Consider the following 19,805-nt stretch of genomic DNA (forward strand, 5'->3'; position numbering starts at 1 on the left):
GAGATACTAAAGTATCCCAAACAGCCAATGGCGGTCAGTAACGATAGTTACACAAAACCATCTTTTGATGATTTTTCCGAGCTTATCCCTGTCTTATTTCAAAGTAGTCGGGCAAACGTAGTCGGTTACTGGTATTCCTGCTTTTTTAATATCAGCAAAACCACCAGATACGTCCACCAAATTGTGGATTCCCCTACTTTTTAAGATGGAAGAGGCGATCATACTGCGATATCCTCCTGCGCAATGCACATAGAAAATCTCTTTTTCGGGAAATTCCGATAAGTGATCATTGATGTAGTCCAATGGTGTCAAGTGGGCATCTTCAACATGCTCTGCCTTGTATTCCGATTCTTTACGGACATCGTAAACAGGCACTCCCTTATCAACCAACTTTTTCAATTCTTCCGCATTGACGCTATCCACAGTATCCACATCTTTTCCTGCAGCATCCCAAGCGTCGATTCCACCCTTCAAATAACCCAAAGTATGGTCAAAACCAACCCTTGACAAACGGGTAATGGTTTCTTCTTCCCTTCCCTCCGGGGTTACGAGCAGAATAGGTTGTTTTACATCGGCGACCAACGCCCCCACCCATGGGGCAAAACTGCCGTCCAACCCAATAAATATAGATCGTGGCACGTGACCTTTGGCAAAATCATCTTGATGGCGAACATCGAGCACAATGGCACCTGTTTCGTTAGCTGCAACCTCAAATGCTTCAGGGGTAAGGGACCGGGTCCCTCTTTCCAATATTTTGTCGATGTCCTCGTAGCCTTCTTTGTTCATTTTTACATTGAGCGGGAAATATTGTGGCGGTGGCAATAGGCCTTCCGTTACTTCCGCGATAAATTCATCCCTTGTCATATCGGCCCTTAGGGCATAATTCATCTTTTTCTGATTGCCCAAAGTATCCACGGTTTCCTTCATCATGTTTTTTCCACAAGCGGAACCTGCTCCATGTGCAGGGTATACGATTACATCATCAGCCAAGGGCATAATCTTGCCACGAAGGCTATCGAACAAAGTTCCTGCCAATTCCTCTTGGGTCATATGGGCTGCTTTTTGCGCCAAATCTGGTCGACCGACATCACCTAAGAACAAGGTATCCCCACTGAAAATCGCATGGTCCTTGCCATTTTCATCACGCAACAAATAGGTGGTGCTCTCCATGGTGTGCCCGGGGGTGTGCAACGCAACTATGGTAACATTCCCAAGCTTGAACTCTTCCTTGTCCGCAGCGATAATCGCATCAAAAGAAGGTTCAGCCGTTGGGCCATATACAATAGGCGCACCGGTTTCTTTGGACAGGGTAAGGTGTCCACTCACAAAATCGGCATGAAAATGCGTTTCAAAAATATATTTGATCTTGGCACCGTTCTCCTCAGCCGTCTTAATGTACGGGTCAACCTCTCTCAAGGGGTCGATTATCGCTGCCTCTCCTTCGCTTTCTATGTAGTAGGCGCCTTGTGCTAGACAACCTGTGTATATCTGTTCAATCTTCATTTTTTGTGGTTTTTACCAAATATATAATTCCGTCCCTTAAAGTTAAGTCACTAAAGTTACAAACTCTTTGCTTTGGACTGTAAGGACACTTTTTTCTGTATTGTACTCAATTTATGTGGGTTATTGCAGCAATCCACGGCATCGTAAGTCTGCACAAATAGGTTTTCTTCGCCCAGCACATCTATGATTCCGCTACTGTACAATATATCCCGTGTTGGGCCGATGGCCCCAGCGATCAAAAACTGGATCCCGTTCTCCCGCTGTTCCAAAATGATACGTTCCAGCATCACGGCTGCACTACTATCTATATAATTGATGGATTCTGCGTTCAGGATGATGAACTTGAGCTTTGGCCCTTTCTTTTCAATCTGTTGATAGAGCTGTTTTTTAAAATAATCCTTGTTGCCAAAGTATAGTTGGGCATCAAACCTGATAATTAATTTATCCTCATACACCTCCACATCTTCCAAAAAACGGTTCACGTTTTTGAAATAGGTGGTGCCCTTGATCTTCCCCAAAACCGCAATATGGGGGTTGGAAATGCGATACACCAATAATAAAAGTGAAAGCAATACCCCGAGAAGAATGCCTTCGATCAATCCGATGAACAAGGTCATCAAAAAGGTGGCATTCAGCAATAGGAACTCATCCTTTCTATTCTTCCAAAGCTGTAGCGGATACTTCAAATCGATAAGACCAAAAACCGAAACTATGATGATGGCCCCCAGTACCACAGTGGGAAGATTGTAGAAAAGCGGGGTCAAGAACAACAAGACTCCAGCTACCAGCAAGGCACTAAAAACCAATGCCATTCCCGTTCGTGCACCCGAATGATCGTTGATGGCCGTTCTGGAAAAACTTCCAGAAACGGAAAAGGACTGGAAAAACGAACCCAAAATATTCGACATCCCCAGAGCACGTAGTTCTTGATTGGGGTCCAAATCGTATTCAGGATGACGCTCCTCCACCGTTTTGGCAATGGAAATGGATTCCATAAACCCAAAAAGGGCGACTGTTATGGCGATGGGCAGGAACTGTCCAATCTTGTTCCATTGCATACCTGGTATCTGAAAACTGGGCAATCCCCTTGGGATATCCCCAACTACTTTGATTCCTTTGGATTCCAATCCCAAGAGTACTACGGACAAAATTCCCAGAACAACGACCAATAAAGGTATGGGCAATTTTTTATTAAGCTTTTTCAATCCAATAATGATGAGTATCACTAAAGTTCCCATCCCCAAAGTCAATGGATTAGCATCGCCCAAACTGGAAAAAATACTTCCCAAAAGCACATAGATCTTTCCCGATTGCTGCAAATCCACTCCCAAAATATGCTTTAACTGCCCCAAACCTATTAAAATTGCGGCGGCGGATGTAAATCCATTAATTACCGGCTTGGAGAGAAAATTGACAAAAAAGCCCATTTTTAAAACCCCCAGCAACAATTGGAACAGTCCTATGAGCAGGGTCAAAAATATAACGGCAGCAATATAATCTTGGGTATTGGCCAACTGCATCGCCCCGATTCCTGCGGCAACCAATAAGGAATCCATTGCCACGGGACCAACGCCCAATTGTCTCGAAGTTCCGGTAAGGGCATATACCAATTGGGGCACCAGAGCCGCATACAGCCCATAAATAGGGGGCATACCAGCAATCAAGGCATAGGCCATGCCTTGGGGAATCAGCATAATTCCCACGGTAAGTCCCGCTACCAAATCGCCATAGAACGTTGAGCGGTCATAATTGGCAATCCACGTTAAAAAAGGAAAAATCCTTTTGAGCATGCAATTGGTTTTATGCAAAAATAGGTTGACTAAAGACAATCCAAAGTAACAAAGGGCACAAACTTATAGATCCACAATTTGAATGTAGTTTCTATGTAGTTCCAACTTCTTCATTTTTTCCAGTTTTTTCAACAATCTGGAAACCACCACCCTGGAGGTGTGCAAATCGTAAGCAATTTCTTGATGCGTATTTCTAATGCGGTTATCATTGGTCACTTCCACCTTCTTTTTAAGGTAATCCACCAGCCTTTGATCCAAGTTTTTAAAGGCGATGCTATCCACGGTCTGAAGCAATTCGTTAAGACGGTTTTGATAACTTTCAAAAACATAATTGCGCCAACCTTTGTACTTGGCCATCCATTCTTCCATTTTTTGGACGGGAACCATCACAATCTTGGTATCTGTCTCAGTAATCGCCCTGATCTCACTTTTGGTCTGCCCCATACAACACGCCATCGTCACGGAACAGGTTTCCCCTTGTTCCAAATAGTATAAAAGCAATTCATCGCCCTCTTCATCTTCTCGAAGCACTTTTATGGCTCCGGATAACAATAGGGGAATGCTTCGTATGTATTGCCCAATACCCATTATGGTTTCCCCCGCAGGCACCTCCATTAATTTCCCCTCTTCTAGAATCTCATCGATTAGAGGCTGTTCAAAATAGTTGCTGAATGTTGCTAAAAGCTCTTCTTCCATGTTATAAAAATACACTGCTCTAAGGTAACCATTTTAGTAAAAACGGAACATTTTGGGCCATCTGAAAAAATAAGACCCGTACCTATGGCACGGGTCTACTGCGGTAACGCAAACTAACAAACTGAATTAAACGAACTTAAACTTATAATTTTATGGGTTTCCCCTCGATTTCTTTTGAGATGGGCAAGTCCAATATCTTCAGAATAGTGGCTGCAATCTGATTGGAGTACAATTGTTCTTCCCCCATAACTTCGCCTCTAGGATCAATATCTTTTCCAAAAGCCATCATCCAAACGGAGCCTGCCCCTTTGATATCGCTTCCATGGCTTCTCCAGGTATCCAACGGCTCTGTTCCACGTCCATGATCTGTAGTGATCAAAAACACGGTTTGGTCCTTATAAAAATCATCTTGTTGGGTAAATTCCCAAACCTCCTTGATCAATGCATCGGTATTGTGGGCCGATTTTAAATAGGCCTGATAATCCCCGTCGTGGGCAAAATCATCTGTTTCCCCATAGGAGATATAAACCAGTTTAGGATGCTCCTTTTTCATGTGTTCCAAAGCATAATGATGGGTAAATGCATCCAAACGGACCGTACCCCACGGACTTGGTATCTGCTGTTGCAATTGGTTGAGAAACTTTTCCCTTTCATTCAAATTTTTCGTGGCAGGCGCGAATCCCGCATTTACCGGAACCCCTGACCTCTCTTCGTTTACAATGAATGGAAACACATCCCAACTACCAAAGGCCGCTACTTTGCCTTTTCCTTCGGCCGTATTGTTGTATCGCTCTAAAATGGTAGTATTGGGGTTGGGGATTTTATCATTGCTCCGGATGTTTTCATCGTCTGCAGTTCCCGTCAAAATTTCGTTGTACCCTGGGTAAGAGAACCACATGGAGTTGGTCAAGTCCACTTGGCTTCCCAACTTTCTATTCCCATGAATTTGGCCCATTTTTTCCACTTGATTCCAGAAAAAGGGCAATAATGCTTCTCTTCTTTCACCTGGTGTTTCCCTCCAGAAAGCGTCCTTCAACATTTCGACATCGTGCACATAATCCTTGTTACCTATCAAAAGGGAATCCGCTCCCGTAAAGAGTTCCTGCCAGCGGAAACCGTCCAACGTAATCAATATCACTTTGGTGTCCTCTGCCTTTTGGGCATGAAGATTAACAAGTGCTGCAACGGCAGCCATCAAAAACAAAATTCTATTTTTCATTTCCTTGTGGTGTTTTAAATGTTGCTATTTCGGACCAATCACTCCAGTTTAGGTTTTGGTCACGATACCGAACCCTCCAATAATAGGTGGTGTTGGGTTCTAATCGTTTGGTTTTCTCATCGGTAAGATCGTCCTCCTTTTGACGATTTTCCTTGTAATACCAATTTTCGAACTGTTTCCAGCTATCCAATACCAACTTTTCAAAATCGGGGGTTTGGGAAACTTGCCAATGCGCTGCTGCATGGAAAGCACCACTGAGCGGACTTGAAAACCCACCAGCTTTTAACATAGTGAATTCGGTAGTCACAATTGCTTTGTTCACTGGCGAGACCACTGTTGGGGCATCGGGCTTTTTCTCCAATCGCCAAATAGTGATGCTATCGCGAAGCTCATTCTGTCTGGACTTAATGTTGTTCCCTTGACTGATTCTCTTGATCGTGAACTTGGGATCGTTCCGGTTACCGTCGACCTCGACCATTACAAAACCGTATTCGTCCTGGGTAACGGTAAACTCGTCATAATCCCTACCTTCAAACTCGCCCCAATTGTCAATGGCTCCCCCAGCCGAGGCCACATTGACCCACAAATGTTTGTGATCTCGGGACTGTCCACGCGAATAGCCATGGGTATGTCCAAAAAAGTGAATGCTGGGCTTTCCTGTTCTGGTAGAAAACGCTTCCAACATTTTTACCACCTTCCCAGTGGACTCTTCTTCTCCTGGAATCCATAGTTCCGATTTGTGGGGATGGTGCAACTGTGCAAACACAAAATCAATGTCATCGTTCTTTTCAGTATCGGCCAGCACCTGTTCCAGCCACTCATATTGTTCGCGAAGGTCGCGATAGCCGTCGTTGGAATTCAATCCAATGATTCTCGTATTGCCATAATCCTTGTACCACCAATGTTCGGCATAGGCCGGTGTTCCATTTTCGGGAAGGCTGAAATATTTGAAGTAGAAAACGGAATTGCGCTCATGATTGCCCAAAACGGGATATACGGGCACCTCGGCAAAAAGTTTTTGTGCAGGGTCAAAGAAGTGTTCTTTCCATTGATAATATTTGCTGCCCGTAGAAACTAGATCCCCTGGAATCATCACCATGGCCAAATTGTCCGGTAACTTGCCCCCATGCTCCTTTTCCAAATACTGAAGAACGCCTTGGTTCACGATTTCGGAAAACTTGTTCGGGTGCTGGCCATCATATTGCATATCACTCATGGCTACGATATTGAACGATTCTTCATCACTCGAAAAAGGCGGGGTCTTGAACTGAAAAATATCGGATTTTATCTTGCCCGTTTTTACACGATAATAGTATTCCGTAAAGCGCTTGAGACCTTCCAATTTTACGGTATGCACCCGTGATTCAGAGAAATTGATATCCTCGGCTTTTCCTGATGTTTTTTTGCCCAGTTTTTCCGTGGTTCCCCATTCTACAATGCTTTCTTCCCCACTAGCGGTCTCCCACATGATCACTATGGAATTTGGCTCTGCATCCTGAAGATAGGGTTGCACTAAGATTTGGGGTTGGGTTTGGGCTGTGAGTTTCATCAAACCCAAACAGCAAACGATAAGTAATTGGTTGATTTTTTTCATTAGGCTATGGCGTTGGTTTTTAAAAATGCGCAATTCAATATTTCAAAGGCTTTTTCCAGTTCTTCTCTGGTTATGGTCAATGGTGGGGATAGTTGGAGCACGTTTCCTTTGGAAACCTTGAAACTCAATCCCTGTTTAAGACATTCGTACATAATTTCTTCGGCTTCGGCCGTTGCTTTTTCTTTTGTTTTTCTATCGGTTACCAGTTCAATGCCCCATAGCAATCCCACCCCACGCACATCCCCGATCAAGGAATATTTTCGGTGCATTTTGTACAAGGCTTTTCTCATGAATTCTTCATCCTCCTTAACCTTTTGCAAGATGTTTTCCTCTTCCAAAATCTCCAAAAGTGTCAAGCCCGCCATAGATCCCAACGGACTTTTTTCGTGCGTATAATGCCCAAGGGAGATGTGGCCGAACTTGTTGTACTCTTCACGGGTGACAATCGCGGCCTGCGGAATAATGCCTCCCCCAAGTCCTTTTCCCAAACAGAGAATATCGGGTTCAATATCAAAAAGTTCGTAGGCGAACATGGTCCCCGTTCTTCCAAAAGCGATGGGGATTTCATCCAAGATCAATAAAACACCGTGTTTGGTGCAAAGCTCCCTAGCTGCTTTCCAGAATTTTTTTGATGGAATCTGCACATCGGTATTGCGAATGGTCTCTGCCAAAAACGCCCCGATTTGAGAATCCTTCTCCAAAACATACTCCAAATACTCCAATGCTTTTTCCTCGTTCCCTTCAAATATACCACGATAGGTAATTGGGGGTGGAATACGCTCAACACCGGGCATTAATGGCCCCATGTGCTCCTGAAAAACCGCTTCGCCACCAACACTGATGGCATCCAGGGATGCGCCGTGGAACGAATCCCAAAATGAGATCACCTTGTGCTTGCCTGTAATGGCCCGTGCCAATTTTAAGGCAATGCCAATGGCGGAGCTTCCGTTCGGGGTCAATAAGATGCGATTGAGATTTTTTGGTGTATGGAAGGTCAGTTTTTCCGCAAACTGAACTGCCGTTGCATTGGCGTACCTCCTAGTGGAAAAAGTAAGGTTTTGCAGTTGCTCCGTTAGCCGAGCAACCAATTTTGGGTGGGAAAACCCGATTTGATGCACATTGTTCCCATGAAAATCCAGATACTTTTTCCCAGAGACACTTTCAATATGCGAGCCTTCACAATTTTGGAGCACATCTAAACAGGGTGTGGACATGGATTGATGCATAAAATACTTGGCATCCTTTTCCAGTAGCTCCTTGGTTTCTTCGCTTACTTCGTTCTGCAACCATTGGCTCCGAGCAGGAGTCAGGTTGATGTCGCCCTCCACAACAGATTCTGCGTTGTGCCTATCGCGCTTTGTATGGTCCATGCTTGCTTTTTATTTCTCGTTCTTCGGTGGTGTCGTCCAATACGTAAATATCGTAAGAATTGCCGTTGTCATACACCCGAACAACAATATGTCCTTCTTGACTTTTATATTGATCCAACCTACCACCGATCACATCTTTGGTGCCTTGCAGCATAATGGTCGAAAAAATATCCCGGTCTCCGGGGTATAGTTTTTTTGATGTCATCCTTCGGAGGACTTCCTCCCCCGGATGATCGGCCGTCCAGTTTTGTTGTATCCAGACCCGGGGCCGAATGGTCCGTACATAATACGGGTTCTGGGAATCCCGGTTCCCATGATGATTCAATGTGGCCACATCAACAGCACCGATAACAGGCGCCACATGGGATTCCACATCATTCAAATTTGTTTGCCCAAAACCATTGATCCCCGAGATATCACCACCCGTGTAATAATTGAACTTGCCATAATCTATTCGGATGACATTGCTCAACGGATTCTCCCCATGATATTCCCCATCCTCAAAAAGGGCGTAAAAAGTATCATCATAACCCGTCCAAATATTACCATTGGAGGCAATGTTCTGAATGGAAAACCCAGGATAACCGGTCGGATGCTGTTGTAACCCAATTTGACGGTTACTCCCCACTTGCAACGCTTCGTTTTTCAACCCTACTTTTTCCGATTGGTGATCTATGAACTTCCAATATTCCTTCAAGGTAGGAATCATTCCGTAGGCATCCTTTGAAAATCGCTCTTGCGATTGCACTTTTCCATCTTTTAGGTTGATGGGAAAATCAAATCCCCTATCAATCAATTTTTTAATGGGAATCAACGTTCCCACTTCCATAATTCCTGTAAGTTGATACCCTGCAGGTGCAATCTTTCGAAGTGAATCCACCTCTCCAAAGTGATCATCGTGGTAATGGGTGATCAAGGCGTAATCCAACTTTCGTTCTTGCTTTCTGGGCAGGAATTGATCGATATAATCCACAATCCATTCAGGTGCCGTTTTGGACCTGTTGGGAACCAATTTTGCATTTCTGCTCGATGTTGTCCGCTGATGTGTTTCGGACATATCGCCGGCATCCACCAACAAGGTTGTACCATCGGGAAATACCATAAAAGCAGCATCGCCCCTACCTGTATTGATGTGGTGGATATCCAAAAAACCAGGCTCCCACTCGGGCAATTGCTGTTTTTGCCCATGTGAAACCTGCACCATTAAAATAATGAGTGGGAGATACGTTTTTTTGAGGTTGAAATGCATGTTTATTTTTCTCTATACAACTGGTTTGCTGGAATGATTTGTTTTGGGATGTCGGGACCTGAATACTTTGCATCCAAATGATAGCCCCCTCCACCATTAAAAAACGCTATGCGTACCAAATACCTTCCTTCGGATAGCTCCAAAGAACCGCTGCGTTCCATAACGCCATGGTCGCCATCGTTGTCCACGATTTCAATACCGTTTACATATAGCTTGCTACCATCATCACTATTGGTGAAAAAATTATAGTTTCCTTTTTCGATTACTTCCAAATAACTTTCAAAAACCACAGCTACTTGTTCTTGCGGCATATCGCCGGTCAGTGCTTGTTTATGGGAAAATTCGGTGGCATAACCTTCAAAAACGGGCTCCAATGATGTAAAATCGGGCAGTTTTTCCATGCCGCTTACCTGATACACCTGAAATTTGACAGGGTCTTGTTTGTCTTTTGATGTAATTCTAAAGTTTCCTTCAGCAACGGTACTCACTAATTGGTTGTTTTGAAAGATACCCGCTTTGACAATGCTTGTCTGTGTTAGGTAAAAGGTATCTTGGTAGATCTGGCTGTTTTCCATGGTGGGCACATTGTTGCCAATGGTATATCGAATCTCCCCAACATTGTTCGGGTTTTGTATGACCACAGCAACAGAATCCGCTTTAAAAACTCCTCCGGCCGGCTCATAATGGCCTGCATCCGGGAGAATTTTGGGCTGGGTTATCTGCTCTTTTCGCTTATAGATAAGTATTGGGGCCTCATTTCCTATAAAAGCGCCTTTTACAGGTCTTCCTATCCATGATTGCGGTGTTTGTAAACCCATGGCATAAGCAACGGTCGGCGCGTTATCGTATTGGTAAACGGTTTCTTCAATTTTGTAACCTTTTTTGATTCCCGCTCCATATAAAATGAACGGAATTTCCATTTCGGCCAAGCTTTCGCCCCCGTGACCATAGCCCAATCCTCCGTGATCAGAGGCTACAATGAACATGGTTTTTTCAAAAATCCCAGCATCCTTGGTAGCATTCACTATTTCGGCGATCAGGGAATCCGCTTTTTCCACTGACCGGTAATAATCAGGGCTACCATGTCCCTGTGCATGACCTGCATGGTCTACATGGTCTAGGTGCACAAAAGTGAATTTTGGGGTATTTTTTTTAATATAATCGACCGCTTCTTGGGTGGTTTTATCCTCATGATCCCCGTCAATATCAAAATCCACATCAGTTTTTTCGAACAAACGTCCAAAACCATCCCAATCGTAGATGGCCCCGACATGAGCCGAGGGCTGCTGATCTTTAAAAAGTGTGAATATGGTCGGAAAAGTCCCATTTTCGGTAACAACAACGGGCGGTAACTGATGGTCGAACTTTTCCCATCCATTGGAGGTTACCCCGTGCTGTTCGGTATCGGCACCCATGATCATACTGGCCCAATTGGGGCTTGAACTTGAAGGAAGTACAGACCTTGCATGCATGGTAGCTGCTCCATTCTGAATCATGGAATCCAAGGTCGGGGTATTTGCCTTTTGAATCCCGTTGGGACTCATCCCATCTATTCCAATGACAACTACGTGCTCAATATTTACGGATTGACTTACTTTTTTGGAGCACGATACCACCAAAACAGTCAACAAAATGGGTAATAGTAGCTTTTTTGACATCTTGATTGTTTTTAACAACAAAGGCTGCCCTGAAAAACAGGGCAACCATATGCTAGTTAAAGGACTAATTCCTATAGTTTAATACCTTGTTCCGGTTTCCCACCAGCTAGGGGTATTGATGTTATCGCCTTCTCCTCCCATTGCTTGAACGGCGGCTTCGTAATTGGCCGTGTTCAAGGTTTGCTCGGATGATGGATATAGGAAACGTACTGGATAGCGTCCACCATTAAGGTCGTCCTGACCCGTTTCCAGTGCTGGCATACCAGTTCTTCTGTAATCCATCCACCCTTGATAATCAACGTTCCATAGCGCTATGGTCTTTTGCTTTAAAAGCAATTCCAAAGAACCATCATACTGCACGGTTGGTTCTGCCAAATAGGTGGTAATATCTTCATCAGCAACTCCCCAATATGACAAACTCGCTCTTATCCCGGCATTGTAATAATCCTCGGTGCTTCCAGCAATAAAACCTCTTTCAGCAGCTTCGGCCAAGATGAACTGTACTTCTGAGTTTTTCATGATGAAGGCTTCTGCTGCCGTTGATGAGAAATAGAACAATTCCACATCCAATCGGCTTGGGCTATTGGCATCATCATAGGCACGGGCATTGTCCTGGTTCAGTCCAATTGGAATTCCAACCCATTCGCCATCACTGTTTCGATCGAACCAAATATCCAATCGAGGGTCATTGAATTCCTCAAAGTAGCCCAAAAGCGTAGTGCAAAGACTCTTCTCATCAAAACCACCGATACGGCCGGTACTTTCTGGCCAAGAATCGGTGTTGGATGTTCCGCTGAATACCAATACGGCATTGTCATCATTGGATGAAATGTAGTTTCCAGCATTCACTATGGCCTGCATTTCGGCAGAAACATCTCTTTGTTTGGAGATTCTCATCAGATAACGAAGACGCAACGAATTTGCCAGTTTTCTCCATTTGGAAGCATCTCCATCATAGATAACATCTCCTGTTGAGCCTGCAATGGCATCGCCTTGTGCCAATGCGGCATCAGCAGCGGCCAAATCTTGGAGCACACCATTGTAAACGGTTTCTTGATCATCGTACACCGGGGTGAAAATACCGTCGGATTCACCTGCCATAGCCTCTGTGTAAGGTACGTGGCCATACAAATCGGTGAGGTTAGCAAAAGAAAGTGCTCTCAATGTCAAGGCTATGCCTTCGTAGGTTGCATTTTGTGACCCTTCTGCACGGGAGATTTCCAGAATATCATTGATCTCGGGCAAATAGCTATAAAAGAAGTCCCACATTCCTTGATCTCCCCAATCGAATTGGCTAAAACCTGGAAAGTTGTTCTTTGCCATTAACTGGGTAATTGTATTTCCATCGCTATAGCCTTCCTGCGTCAATTGTCTTGTAATTGAAGAGGTTACGGTGGAAGTAAGTAGATTGGCACTCACTTGTTCAGGAGCATTTGGATTGGAATTGATTTCCTCAAAATTGTCCGTACACGAAACCAACATGGTTCCTGCAAATAGGATGGATGTTATGAAGTTTGATGTTTTCATCATTCTTTATCTTAAATTCTTTTTTTAAAATTCTACGTTAAGGTTAAGTCCAAAACTTCTTGTACTTGGCAAAGCCATATCTTCCACACCCGGCACAATGGTACCTCCTGAGAAGGAAATGGATTCTGGGTCTACGTGATCGTTTTCTGTCCAAAGGGCTAGATTACGACCCACAAGGGAAATGGTAGCGGATTTAACCGGTGTCTTTGCCAACAACTTGCTTGGAAGTGTATAGCCCAGTTTTACTTCTCTCAACTTAACATAGGTGGCATCGAACATCGAGCTTTCCTCATTTCCCCTATTATAAACATGTGAGTAATAGTTGGATGCCGCTACATTTACCGTATTGGGCGTATAGTTTCCGTTTCCATCATCTACAACACCTTGGGCAACGATACCCGTTTCACGACCTGGAACGGTAAAGTCCAACATACCAGTTGTGCCACCAATGGCCACAGTTCTTGAGTGGTAAACACCACCTTGTCTCCAATCGAAAAGGAATCCGAATCGAAGATTCTTGTATCTGAAACTGTTTTGGAAGCCCACCATGAAATCCGGATTATAGTTCCCTAGGTTCCTCAACTCGTTACTTCGGATGGGAAGACCTGAATCCCCGTCAATGATCCATTGACCATAATATGGACTGTTTTGATCGGTCACTTTCTCAAAACCCGTTCCGTATAGGTCACCCATACGCTCACCTACCTCGGCGACCACTTGCAAGTAGTTCTCTTTTACCAAATATTGATCCAATCCATCGGTAAGTTCCTTTACCTCGCCCCGGTTGGTGGTAAAGTTGATGTTGGTATCCCAGCTGAAGTTATCGGTTCTAACCGGTGTTGCGGTCAATGTTACTTCCAAACCTTTATTCTCCACTTCGCCCGCATTGATTATCCTTGAGCTAAATCCTGAGGTATTCGAAACAGGCAAGGAAAGAATCTGGTTGTTGGTCACGGATTTATAGACAGCTACGTCCAATCCCAATCTGTTCCCTAAGAATCTTAAATCAGCACCCAATTCAAAAGAGTTGGTACGCTCAGGCTTTAAATCTGCCAATTTTAATTCTGATGGGGAATACGCTCTTGAATACCCATTAAAAGTGTTACCGAAACCGTAGGTAGCAGCCAAGTTGTATGGATCAGTATCATTACCTACACTTGCCCAGCCTCCTCTAACTTTTGCAAAACTGATGGCCTCCGGCATTTGGAACATATCCGAAAGGATAAAACTCAAACCAACGGATGGGTAGAAATAACTGTTGTTTCCATCAGGAAGCGTTGAAGACCAGTCGTTACGTGCTGTAACATCCAAGAAAGCATAATCCTTGTATGCCAAGTTGGAGAAAGCATACAAACTGTTCACGGTAAATTTGCTATCGTAATCGCTCTGGGTCAAAGGCTCTGCGGCATTGCCAAAGTTGTAGATACCAGGAATCGACAATGAGTTGGCACTGATACGCTGATATCTGTTCTTCGCTGAACGGTGGTTGCCCCCAAAGGACACTCCAAAATCAAAATCTTCGTTCAACTCCGTGTTGTATGCCAAAAGGAAATCGGTGTTTTGCTCATAGGCATAAATAAAATCTTCCCTGTACTGGCCATTTGGGAAACGCTGTGTGGAGTACGCTCTTTTACGCATGTCCAATTCGTTGGAATAGTCAAAACCGGAACGCAGCATCAAACTAAGGCCTTTGGCCAAGGTCATATCAGCTCTTAAGTTCGTGATCACACGATCTTTGTTGAAAGCGTTTGTGTTTTCGTACACGGTAAAGAAAGGGTTATCGTGGTAGTTATAATTGTAGTTGTACTGTTGTACGCCTTCCAATCCTGGCTGCCAATAATCCCTTAGGTTGTTCATATTGATGTGACGACCAAACCAAATCCACAAGTACATAACGTTTTCCGTTCCGTATGAGTTGTTGGGACGATTACGCGAGTTGGAATTGATATAGTTCATGGAACCTGTCACTTTTAACCAATCCGTAAGATTGTAAGACCCGTTCACTTGGTATGACCTTCTCTTAAAATTGGAATTCGGGATAACACTTTCACTTTGTAGATCGGTAAAAGACACCCTGAAGTTTCCGTCTTCGTTAGCTCCCGTCAAAGCAATGTTGTTGCTCATGGTAAAGCCTGTTCTAAAGAAATCATCGATATTATTGGGTTGGGGCGAAAAAGGTGTTGCAATAATTTCATCGGCAAAGGTTCCGTCAGGATTTCTTGGCCTAACATGCACATCACCGGCACGAAGGCCACTGGATGTCGGGCTATCGTGCTGCGGAATCAATTGTCCATCCAATGCTGGCCCCCAGCTTTCATCCACATGGTCATTTATCCCGCCTGTTAGTGAACGGTTTTGACCTCCATCGTTAAAGGCAAACTGACCACCGGAACCCTGTCCGTATCTGTTCTGGTACTTAGGAAGCGTCAATAAATCCTCGAAAGTCGTGTTGTGGGTGATAGAGACACCGATACCTTTGGTTCCCTGGCCCGATTTTGTTGTAATGAGCACCACACCATTTGCACCTCTGGAACCATACAATGCTGTTGCATTTGGCCCCTTCAATACGGTCATGGTCTCCACATCGTCCGGGTTAATGTCCATCGCACCGTTTCCATAATCCACTTCCATGTTACCTTCGGAGCCTCTACTGCTCACATTGTTGTTGATCGGGATACCATCAACCACAAAAAGAGGGGAATTGGCATTTGGGCTTGGATTCAATGAGTTTTCTCCCCTAATAATGATTTGGGATGAAGAACCCACACCGGAATTACCCCCTGTTACCTGCACCCCGGCCATTTTACCGGAAAGTGAGTTTACAACATTGGTCTCCTTTGCTTCTGAAATTTCCTCACCGGAAACTTTTTGAACTGCATAGGCAAGCTTTTTTGTTTCCCTTTTAATACCAAGGGCAGTTACAACCACATCGTCCAATTGTTGAAAATCTGGTTGCAAAACAACTGTTGCGGATGTTTGTCCCGCTGTTTCCAATTCTTGGGAAATATACCCTATATAGGATATCACCAAGATTTCTTCTCCTTGTGGAAGTTCAATTTCAAAATTTCCATCAAAGTCGGTGGCCACCCCTGTGGAACCACCTTTTACAACTACCGATGCACCCGGCAACGGAACATTGTTTTCATCCAGTACCGTTCCTGTAAAAGTATCTTGGGCATATCCCATGACACATACAAAAATGGTAAATAAAAACCCTAAGGCTGAATTTTTCATTTGTTGAGTATTTGTAAAATTTGGTTAATTATTTATCAACAAATATCCAACACAAGAGTTAAGGCAGACATTCAAACAGATTAAAAAAATGATATGGAAAGGTTAAAATAAGCACCTCAATGTTATGTAAACATTATTTACAAATATGCACTTTTTTAAAATCTCCGAAAACACTAGTTTTCACAATATATCCTAGTACTGTAGTGGATTAACCAATTTTTTTCTTAATCTTGATTAATCAAATAATATTATAAATACTAAACTTTAGAAGCACATACAAAAATGGAAGATTACCTTATTGGCATAGGGAAAAGGATCAAGCAAATCCGCAAGAACAATAAAAAGACCATAAATGATGTTGCGATCAGTGCCGGGGTTACTGCCGGACTCATTTCACGTATTGAAAATGGACGAACCATACCTTCTTTACCTGTGTTTTTAAAGATAGTGGGGGCCTTGGAAACCGAGATGACCGATTTTTTTGATGGAATTCCCAAGGCCAATGGCCACAACTTTTTAGTGACCCGTAAGGATGAGCAATCCATTATAGAAAAAGAAGACGAAGCTGTTGGGTTTACCTATAATTATATTTTTGGAAAACAATTGAACTCCGTTGGTTTTGAAAGCGTGCTCTTGGAAGTGCAACCCAACTCGGAACGGGACAAAGTGGTCACCGATGCTTTTGAGTTCAAGTATATCTTGACAGGAGAATGCTACTACGAGATAGGGGACCAAGAAGTACTTTTAAAAGAAGGGGATTCCATTTTTTTTGATGGCAGAATCCCCCATGTTCCGATCAACAGGGGAAAAATTCCCTCTAAAATGTTGGTGGTCTATTTCTTTATTTGATCAGGGAAACAATTGCCCGGCCAAATCGGACAAGGAATCCAAAATCATGGATGGTTCCGCAGTTTCCAATTGCTCACGGGTTTGTGCCCCGGTCAATACTCCAACCGTTAATCCGCAATTAGCGTTTTTGCCTTCTTCAATATCAATCACGGAATCACCTGCCTTTAATACCTTTTCGGATGCCGTGATACCAAACATCGCCATGGCCTTATCAATCATTTCCGAAGATGGTCTCCCTTTGACCACATCATCTGCAGTGATCAAGGCGTCAATTTGTTCTCCTGGAACCCAGCCCAGTTTGTTTAAAAGCGATTGTGCCGTTTTGTGGTCGTAGCCCGTGTTGAGCACCACCTTTACATCTTTGGATTTTAATAGTTTGAAGAGTTCTTCGACACCATCATAAGTGGTCACATCCAAATTGGCATAGGCCTCTTCCAACATTCCTTTAAAATCTTCAAAAACTGCATTGGGGTTTACCCCAGTAGTTTTGGTTTCTTCCAATATATCGGCAATGGCCTTGAACTTTTCCTTTCCTGCCCCAAACTCCAAAACGGTATCCAAAGAAACCTCCACTCCAGATTTGGCCAAAGCGGCCCTAACGGTTTTGTACACTACATTATCTTCGTTTACCGTGGTGCCCGCCATATCAAAAACGGCCAGTTCTATTTTTTTCATAAATTGATTTTCTGCTTATTAAATATAGTAGCGATATTCTTCTTCGAGAACCCGGCACTGCCCGTCATTCCCTTTCCACCGATTCCCGTTACAATATGAATATTGTCGTCAATGGTTTTTTGAAAAACATCATTGTTCTTGCATTGTGAGTACATCCCATACCACCTTTTCTGTATTTGATAGGTGGGCAGGTCTATTATTTTTTTGGCCTCCTCGATCATAAAATTGTCAATGTCCATATCCAGGTCATAACCTAAATCCTCAATTTTGCCTACATCGGCATATTGATGGGAATCCCCCAATATTATCGAACCATCGGCAGCTTGTTTAAAAAGAACATGCACGCCCCATTTTTTTTGAAGGCTTTCTTTTGGTTCGTTGTTCTTGATTCTTGCATAGGATGGACATTCATGAAATGCCTCATATCTACGAATGGACCAACCTGTTAAGATAGACCCCCTTAAGTTATAGTTCTCTTGGGGTTTGGTCTGCATCATCTGCAATTTGGAAACCTCAAGGTCGCTGGCCGCAAATGTCTCCGGGTACAGGTTTTTAAAATCGGCTCCGTTGCATATAATTACCTTTTTGCCGAAAACCTCTTCGTTTTTGGTATTCTGGACCGATACCCATTCCCCATTGGATTCACAGGAAACAACAGGAAAATCAAACTTGATGTCCAATCCCTTTTGGGCAACCAAATAGTCCTGAAGCTTATGGATCATAGTTCTAGGCTCTACTGTGACCTCTTGAGGAAAAAACAATCCCGATACCACATAATCCTTTCGGAGTCCCGGGTATTTTTGCAAACACTCTTGCTGGGTCAGCATTTTGGATTCGTAGTCGTTGGTACTGTTTATCGCCCTTAGCTCTACCAACAATTGCTCCTCCTCTTCATTGGATGCTAAATACACCGTTCCGTTTTGACGGATGCTGATATCGAACTGCGATTGAATCTCTTTATATATTCGAAGGCTTTCACGGCCAAATTTTTGCCATTTGGTGTTCATGCCCGAAGGAACCACTTGTCCAAAATTTTGTGTTGTTGCTCCTTTGGCGTAGGCATCTTTTTCCACCAAACAGACTTTCAAGCCCATTTCCAATGCATGATAGGCATGAAAAGTCCCTAAAATACCACCACCTACAATGACGGCATCATATTTATTTCCCATAATCCAGTTGGTTGTTGAGTTGTTCCGCTTTGCGGCGAGAGGCGAAGTGGATAAATAGAATTATTGTGCTGGATATACCAATGAAGGCAACAGCGTAAGTACCGTAAACAAAAAAGTTGAGCCAAGACAAATTCGCCTGTCCAAAGTTTTTATAGAGCAATACCAAAATACTGCCGACATACCCAAAGGCATCAGCTATATAAATAAGAAATCCTGAGTTTCCCTTTACCTTGAACGTTGCGATAAAACGATCAAAAAAGAGACAGTTGAACGGTACATAACAAATATATAGCCCAAAACCGGTGCAAACCATCCAGACAAAAGGGTCCAACAACTTTGTCTGAAACATTAGGGTGCTCACGGCCAAGACCACTGTCCCAAGAATCAGCAATACATGATAGGTAAGCAAGGCTTTAAAGTTATCCTTGATGTAAAAAATGGTTCCTATGATCAATAGCACCACTATGGCAATAATAATTTCTGAAGTGGAAAAAACGGAAACATCCCCGCTGTATCCAATGCTATCCCAAAGTTCCCTGGCAAAATTGTCCCTAAAATCCCTAAAAGCGGTCAAAAACGTATAGAACAATACAATTAGCAGTAATGGGAAAAAGAATTTCTTTACCAAGTTTTTTCTATCCGTAGCGGTCATTGGAATCCGCTCTGTCCTGTTGGCGATATCTTCTGGGGTAGGCGGTGGCACCCGCTGTAAAAGGTAGGAGCAAATCAAAAGAGGAATAAAGAAAAGAGCTCCCGTGACTGATGGCATCCAAAATTCACTGACCCCCCAAGAGTTCATCACAAAAAGCCCTACGGATTTTACCACCCCGCTGGACACAATAAAACTGGATGATAGCACTACTCCTAAAATATCGGTAAAACGTCTTCCCTCGATATAAGAAAAAACAATTCCCCAGATCATTCCCAAAGGAAATCCATTAAGGAACATAAAGGGAATATTGTAGGGCGCGGGCACCCAAGCAAAGAGTAGAAGTGAAATTTCGGCCAGTACAATGAGCGAAATCAGGTAAAGCAACCTTCGGTTGGGTTTAAGTTCCGAGATGACTTTTATCCCAACAAATTTGGAAAGCGCATACCCCAAAACCTGAGTGATGACCAAAAGAATCTTGTAATCCACTCCCATAAAGGCCAACCCATCAAAAGTGGCCACTGAAAATGGTTTTCTAAAGGCATACATGCAAAAATATGTGCCAAAAGCAGCAAGGGAAGCATGCAAAACAAATACGATTCCTGGTCGCTTGGCGACCGTAC

General features: G+C 43.5%; 14 protein-coding genes. 1 reads left to right on the top strand and 13 read right to left on the bottom strand.

Annotation, left to right across the window (positions count from 1 at the left end):
* Nucleotides 1-93: 93 nt before the first annotated feature.
* The 10 genes from PY092_RS00110 to PY092_RS00155 all read right to left on the bottom strand — a co-directional run bounded on the left by PY092_RS00110 (nucleotide 94) and on the right by PY092_RS00155 (nucleotide 15,840).
* Nucleotides 94-1,503 (bottom strand): MBL fold metallo-hydrolase, encoded by a 1,410-nt coding sequence (locus PY092_RS00110; protein ID WP_275613838.1) that lies wholly within the window; start codon nucleotides 1,501-1,503, stop codon nucleotides 94-96.
* 56 nt (nucleotides 1,504-1,559) lie between these two features.
* Entirely contained in the window at nucleotides 1,560-3,293 is a 1,734-nt protein-coding gene (locus tag PY092_RS00115; protein WP_275613839.1) for a SulP family inorganic anion transporter, read from the bottom strand.
* A 63-nt stretch (nucleotides 3,294-3,356) separates the two neighbouring features.
* Nucleotides 3,357-3,989 (bottom strand): Crp/Fnr family transcriptional regulator, encoded by a 633-nt coding sequence (locus PY092_RS00120; RefSeq protein WP_275613840.1) that lies wholly within the window; start codon nucleotides 3,987-3,989, stop codon nucleotides 3,357-3,359.
* Nucleotides 3,990-4,131: 142 nt separating this feature from the next.
* On the bottom strand, nucleotides 4,132-5,208 hold the full coding sequence (locus PY092_RS00125) for an alkaline phosphatase family protein (protein ID WP_275613841.1): 1,077 nt from the start codon (nucleotides 5,206-5,208) through the stop codon (nucleotides 4,132-4,134).
* The gene (locus PY092_RS00130; protein WP_275613842.1) at nucleotides 5,198-6,802 is read right to left on the bottom strand and encodes a fibronectin type III domain-containing protein; all 1,605 of its coding nucleotides are present in this window, start codon (nucleotides 6,800-6,802) and stop codon (nucleotides 5,198-5,200) included. Before PY092_RS00130 ends, PY092_RS00125 begins: the two co-directional genes overlap by 11 nt.
* Nucleotides 6,802-8,172, bottom strand: coding sequence for a (R)-1-hydroxy-2-aminoethylphosphonate ammonia-lyase (gene pbfA / locus PY092_RS00135; RefSeq protein WP_275613843.1), 1,371 nt, complete (start codon nucleotides 8,170-8,172; stop codon nucleotides 6,802-6,804). Before pbfA ends, PY092_RS00130 begins: the two co-directional genes overlap by 1 nt.
* Complete coding sequence (locus PY092_RS00140) at nucleotides 8,150-9,421, bottom strand: ComEC/Rec2 family competence protein (protein ID WP_275613844.1); 1,272 nt, start codon at nucleotides 9,419-9,421, stop codon at nucleotides 8,150-8,152. The genes pbfA and PY092_RS00140 overlap by 23 nt, the downstream gene beginning before the upstream one ends.
* Nucleotides 9,422-9,423: 2 nt before the next feature.
* Nucleotides 9,424-11,079, bottom strand: a complete 1,656-nt coding sequence (locus PY092_RS00145; protein ID WP_275613845.1) for an alkaline phosphatase family protein — start codon at nucleotides 11,077-11,079, stop codon at nucleotides 9,424-9,426.
* A gap of 78 nt (nucleotides 11,080-11,157) precedes the next feature.
* Entirely contained in the window at nucleotides 11,158-12,609 is a 1,452-nt protein-coding gene (locus tag PY092_RS00150; protein ID WP_275613846.1) for a SusD/RagB family nutrient-binding outer membrane lipoprotein, read from the bottom strand.
* Between the two features lie 21 nt (nucleotides 12,610-12,630).
* Nucleotides 12,631-15,840: a SusC/RagA family TonB-linked outer membrane protein gene (locus tag PY092_RS00155; protein ID WP_275613847.1), complete on the bottom strand. Its 3,210-nt coding sequence runs from the start codon at nucleotides 15,838-15,840 to the stop codon at nucleotides 12,631-12,633.
* 282 nt (nucleotides 15,841-16,122) lie between these two features.
* Between PY092_RS00155 and PY092_RS00160 the strand changes: the two genes are divergently transcribed.
* A complete protein-coding gene (locus PY092_RS00160; protein ID WP_275613848.1) occupies nucleotides 16,123-16,689 on the top strand; it encodes a helix-turn-helix domain-containing protein in 567 nt (188 codons plus the stop codon).
* On the opposite strand, the gene PY092_RS00165 is transcribed toward PY092_RS00160, so the two are convergent.
* Genes PY092_RS00165 through PY092_RS00175 form a run of 3 tightly spaced genes read right to left on the bottom strand, consistent with a single transcriptional unit; the run spans nucleotide 16,690 to nucleotide 19,731 of the window.
* Entirely contained in the window at nucleotides 16,690-17,364 is a 675-nt protein-coding gene (locus PY092_RS00165; protein ID WP_275613849.1) for a phosphonatase-like hydrolase, read from the bottom strand.
* Nucleotides 17,361-18,533: a TIGR03364 family FAD-dependent oxidoreductase gene (locus tag PY092_RS00170; RefSeq protein WP_275613850.1), complete on the bottom strand. Its 1,173-nt coding sequence runs from the start codon at nucleotides 18,531-18,533 to the stop codon at nucleotides 17,361-17,363. The genes PY092_RS00165 and PY092_RS00170 overlap by 4 nt, the downstream gene beginning before the upstream one ends.
* On the bottom strand, nucleotides 18,523-19,731 hold the full coding sequence (locus PY092_RS00175; RefSeq protein WP_275614621.1) for a DUF5690 family protein: 1,209 nt from the start codon (nucleotides 19,729-19,731) through the stop codon (nucleotides 18,523-18,525). The genes PY092_RS00170 and PY092_RS00175 overlap by 11 nt, the downstream gene beginning before the upstream one ends.
* Between the last annotated feature and the right edge of the window lie 74 nt (nucleotides 19,732-19,805).

It is taken from the genome of Flagellimonas yonaguniensis (assembly GCF_029193885.1).
Lineage (GTDB): Bacteria > Bacteroidota > Bacteroidia > Flavobacteriales > Flavobacteriaceae > Flagellimonas > Flagellimonas yonaguniensis.

What these genes read in the sequence shown, in the direction of transcription:
- PY092_RS00160 (WP_275613848.1), top strand. Translation starts at nt 16,123, where the DNA reads ATGGAAGATTACCTTATTGGCATAGGGAAAAGGATCAAGCAAATCCGC.
- PY092_RS00125 (WP_275613841.1), bottom strand. Translation starts at nt 5,208, where the DNA reads ATGAAAAATAGAATTTTGTTTTTGATGGCTGCCGTTGCAGCACTTGTT.
- pbfA (WP_275613843.1), bottom strand. Translation starts at nt 8,172, where the DNA reads ATGGACCATACAAAGCGCGATAGGCACAACGCAGAATCTGTTGTGGAG.
- PY092_RS00170 (WP_275613850.1), bottom strand. Translation starts at nt 18,533, where the DNA reads ATGGGAAATAAATATGATGCCGTCATTGTAGGTGGTGGTATTTTAGGG.
- PY092_RS00155 (WP_275613847.1), bottom strand. Translation starts at nt 15,840, where the DNA reads ATGAAAAATTCAGCCTTAGGGTTTTTATTTACCATTTTTGTATGTGTC.
- PY092_RS00145 (WP_275613845.1), bottom strand. Translation starts at nt 11,079, where the DNA reads ATGTCAAAAAAGCTACTATTACCCATTTTGTTGACTGTTTTGGTGGTA.
- PY092_RS00150 (WP_275613846.1), bottom strand. Translation starts at nt 12,609, where the DNA reads ATGATGAAAACATCAAACTTCATAACATCCATCCTATTTGCAGGAACC.
- PY092_RS00175 (WP_275614621.1), bottom strand. Translation starts at nt 19,731, where the DNA reads ATGTATGCCTTTAGAAAACCATTTTCAGTGGCCACTTTTGATGGGTTG.
- PY092_RS00130 (WP_275613842.1), bottom strand. Translation starts at nt 6,802, where the DNA reads ATGAAAAAAATCAACCAATTACTTATCGTTTGCTGTTTGGGTTTGATG.
- PY092_RS00115 (WP_275613839.1), bottom strand. Translation starts at nt 3,293, where the DNA reads ATGCTCAAAAGGATTTTTCCTTTTTTAACGTGGATTGCCAATTATGAC.
- PY092_RS00120 (WP_275613840.1), bottom strand. Translation starts at nt 3,989, where the DNA reads ATGGAAGAAGAGCTTTTAGCAACATTCAGCAACTATTTTGAACAGCCT.
- PY092_RS00140 (WP_275613844.1), bottom strand. Translation starts at nt 9,421, where the DNA reads ATGCATTTCAACCTCAAAAAAACGTATCTCCCACTCATTATTTTAATG.
- PY092_RS00165 (WP_275613849.1), bottom strand. Translation starts at nt 17,364, where the DNA reads ATGAAAAAAATAGAACTGGCCGTTTTTGATATGGCGGGCACCACGGTA.
- PY092_RS00110 (WP_275613838.1), bottom strand. Translation starts at nt 1,503, where the DNA reads ATGAAGATTGAACAGATATACACAGGTTGTCTAGCACAAGGCGCCTAC.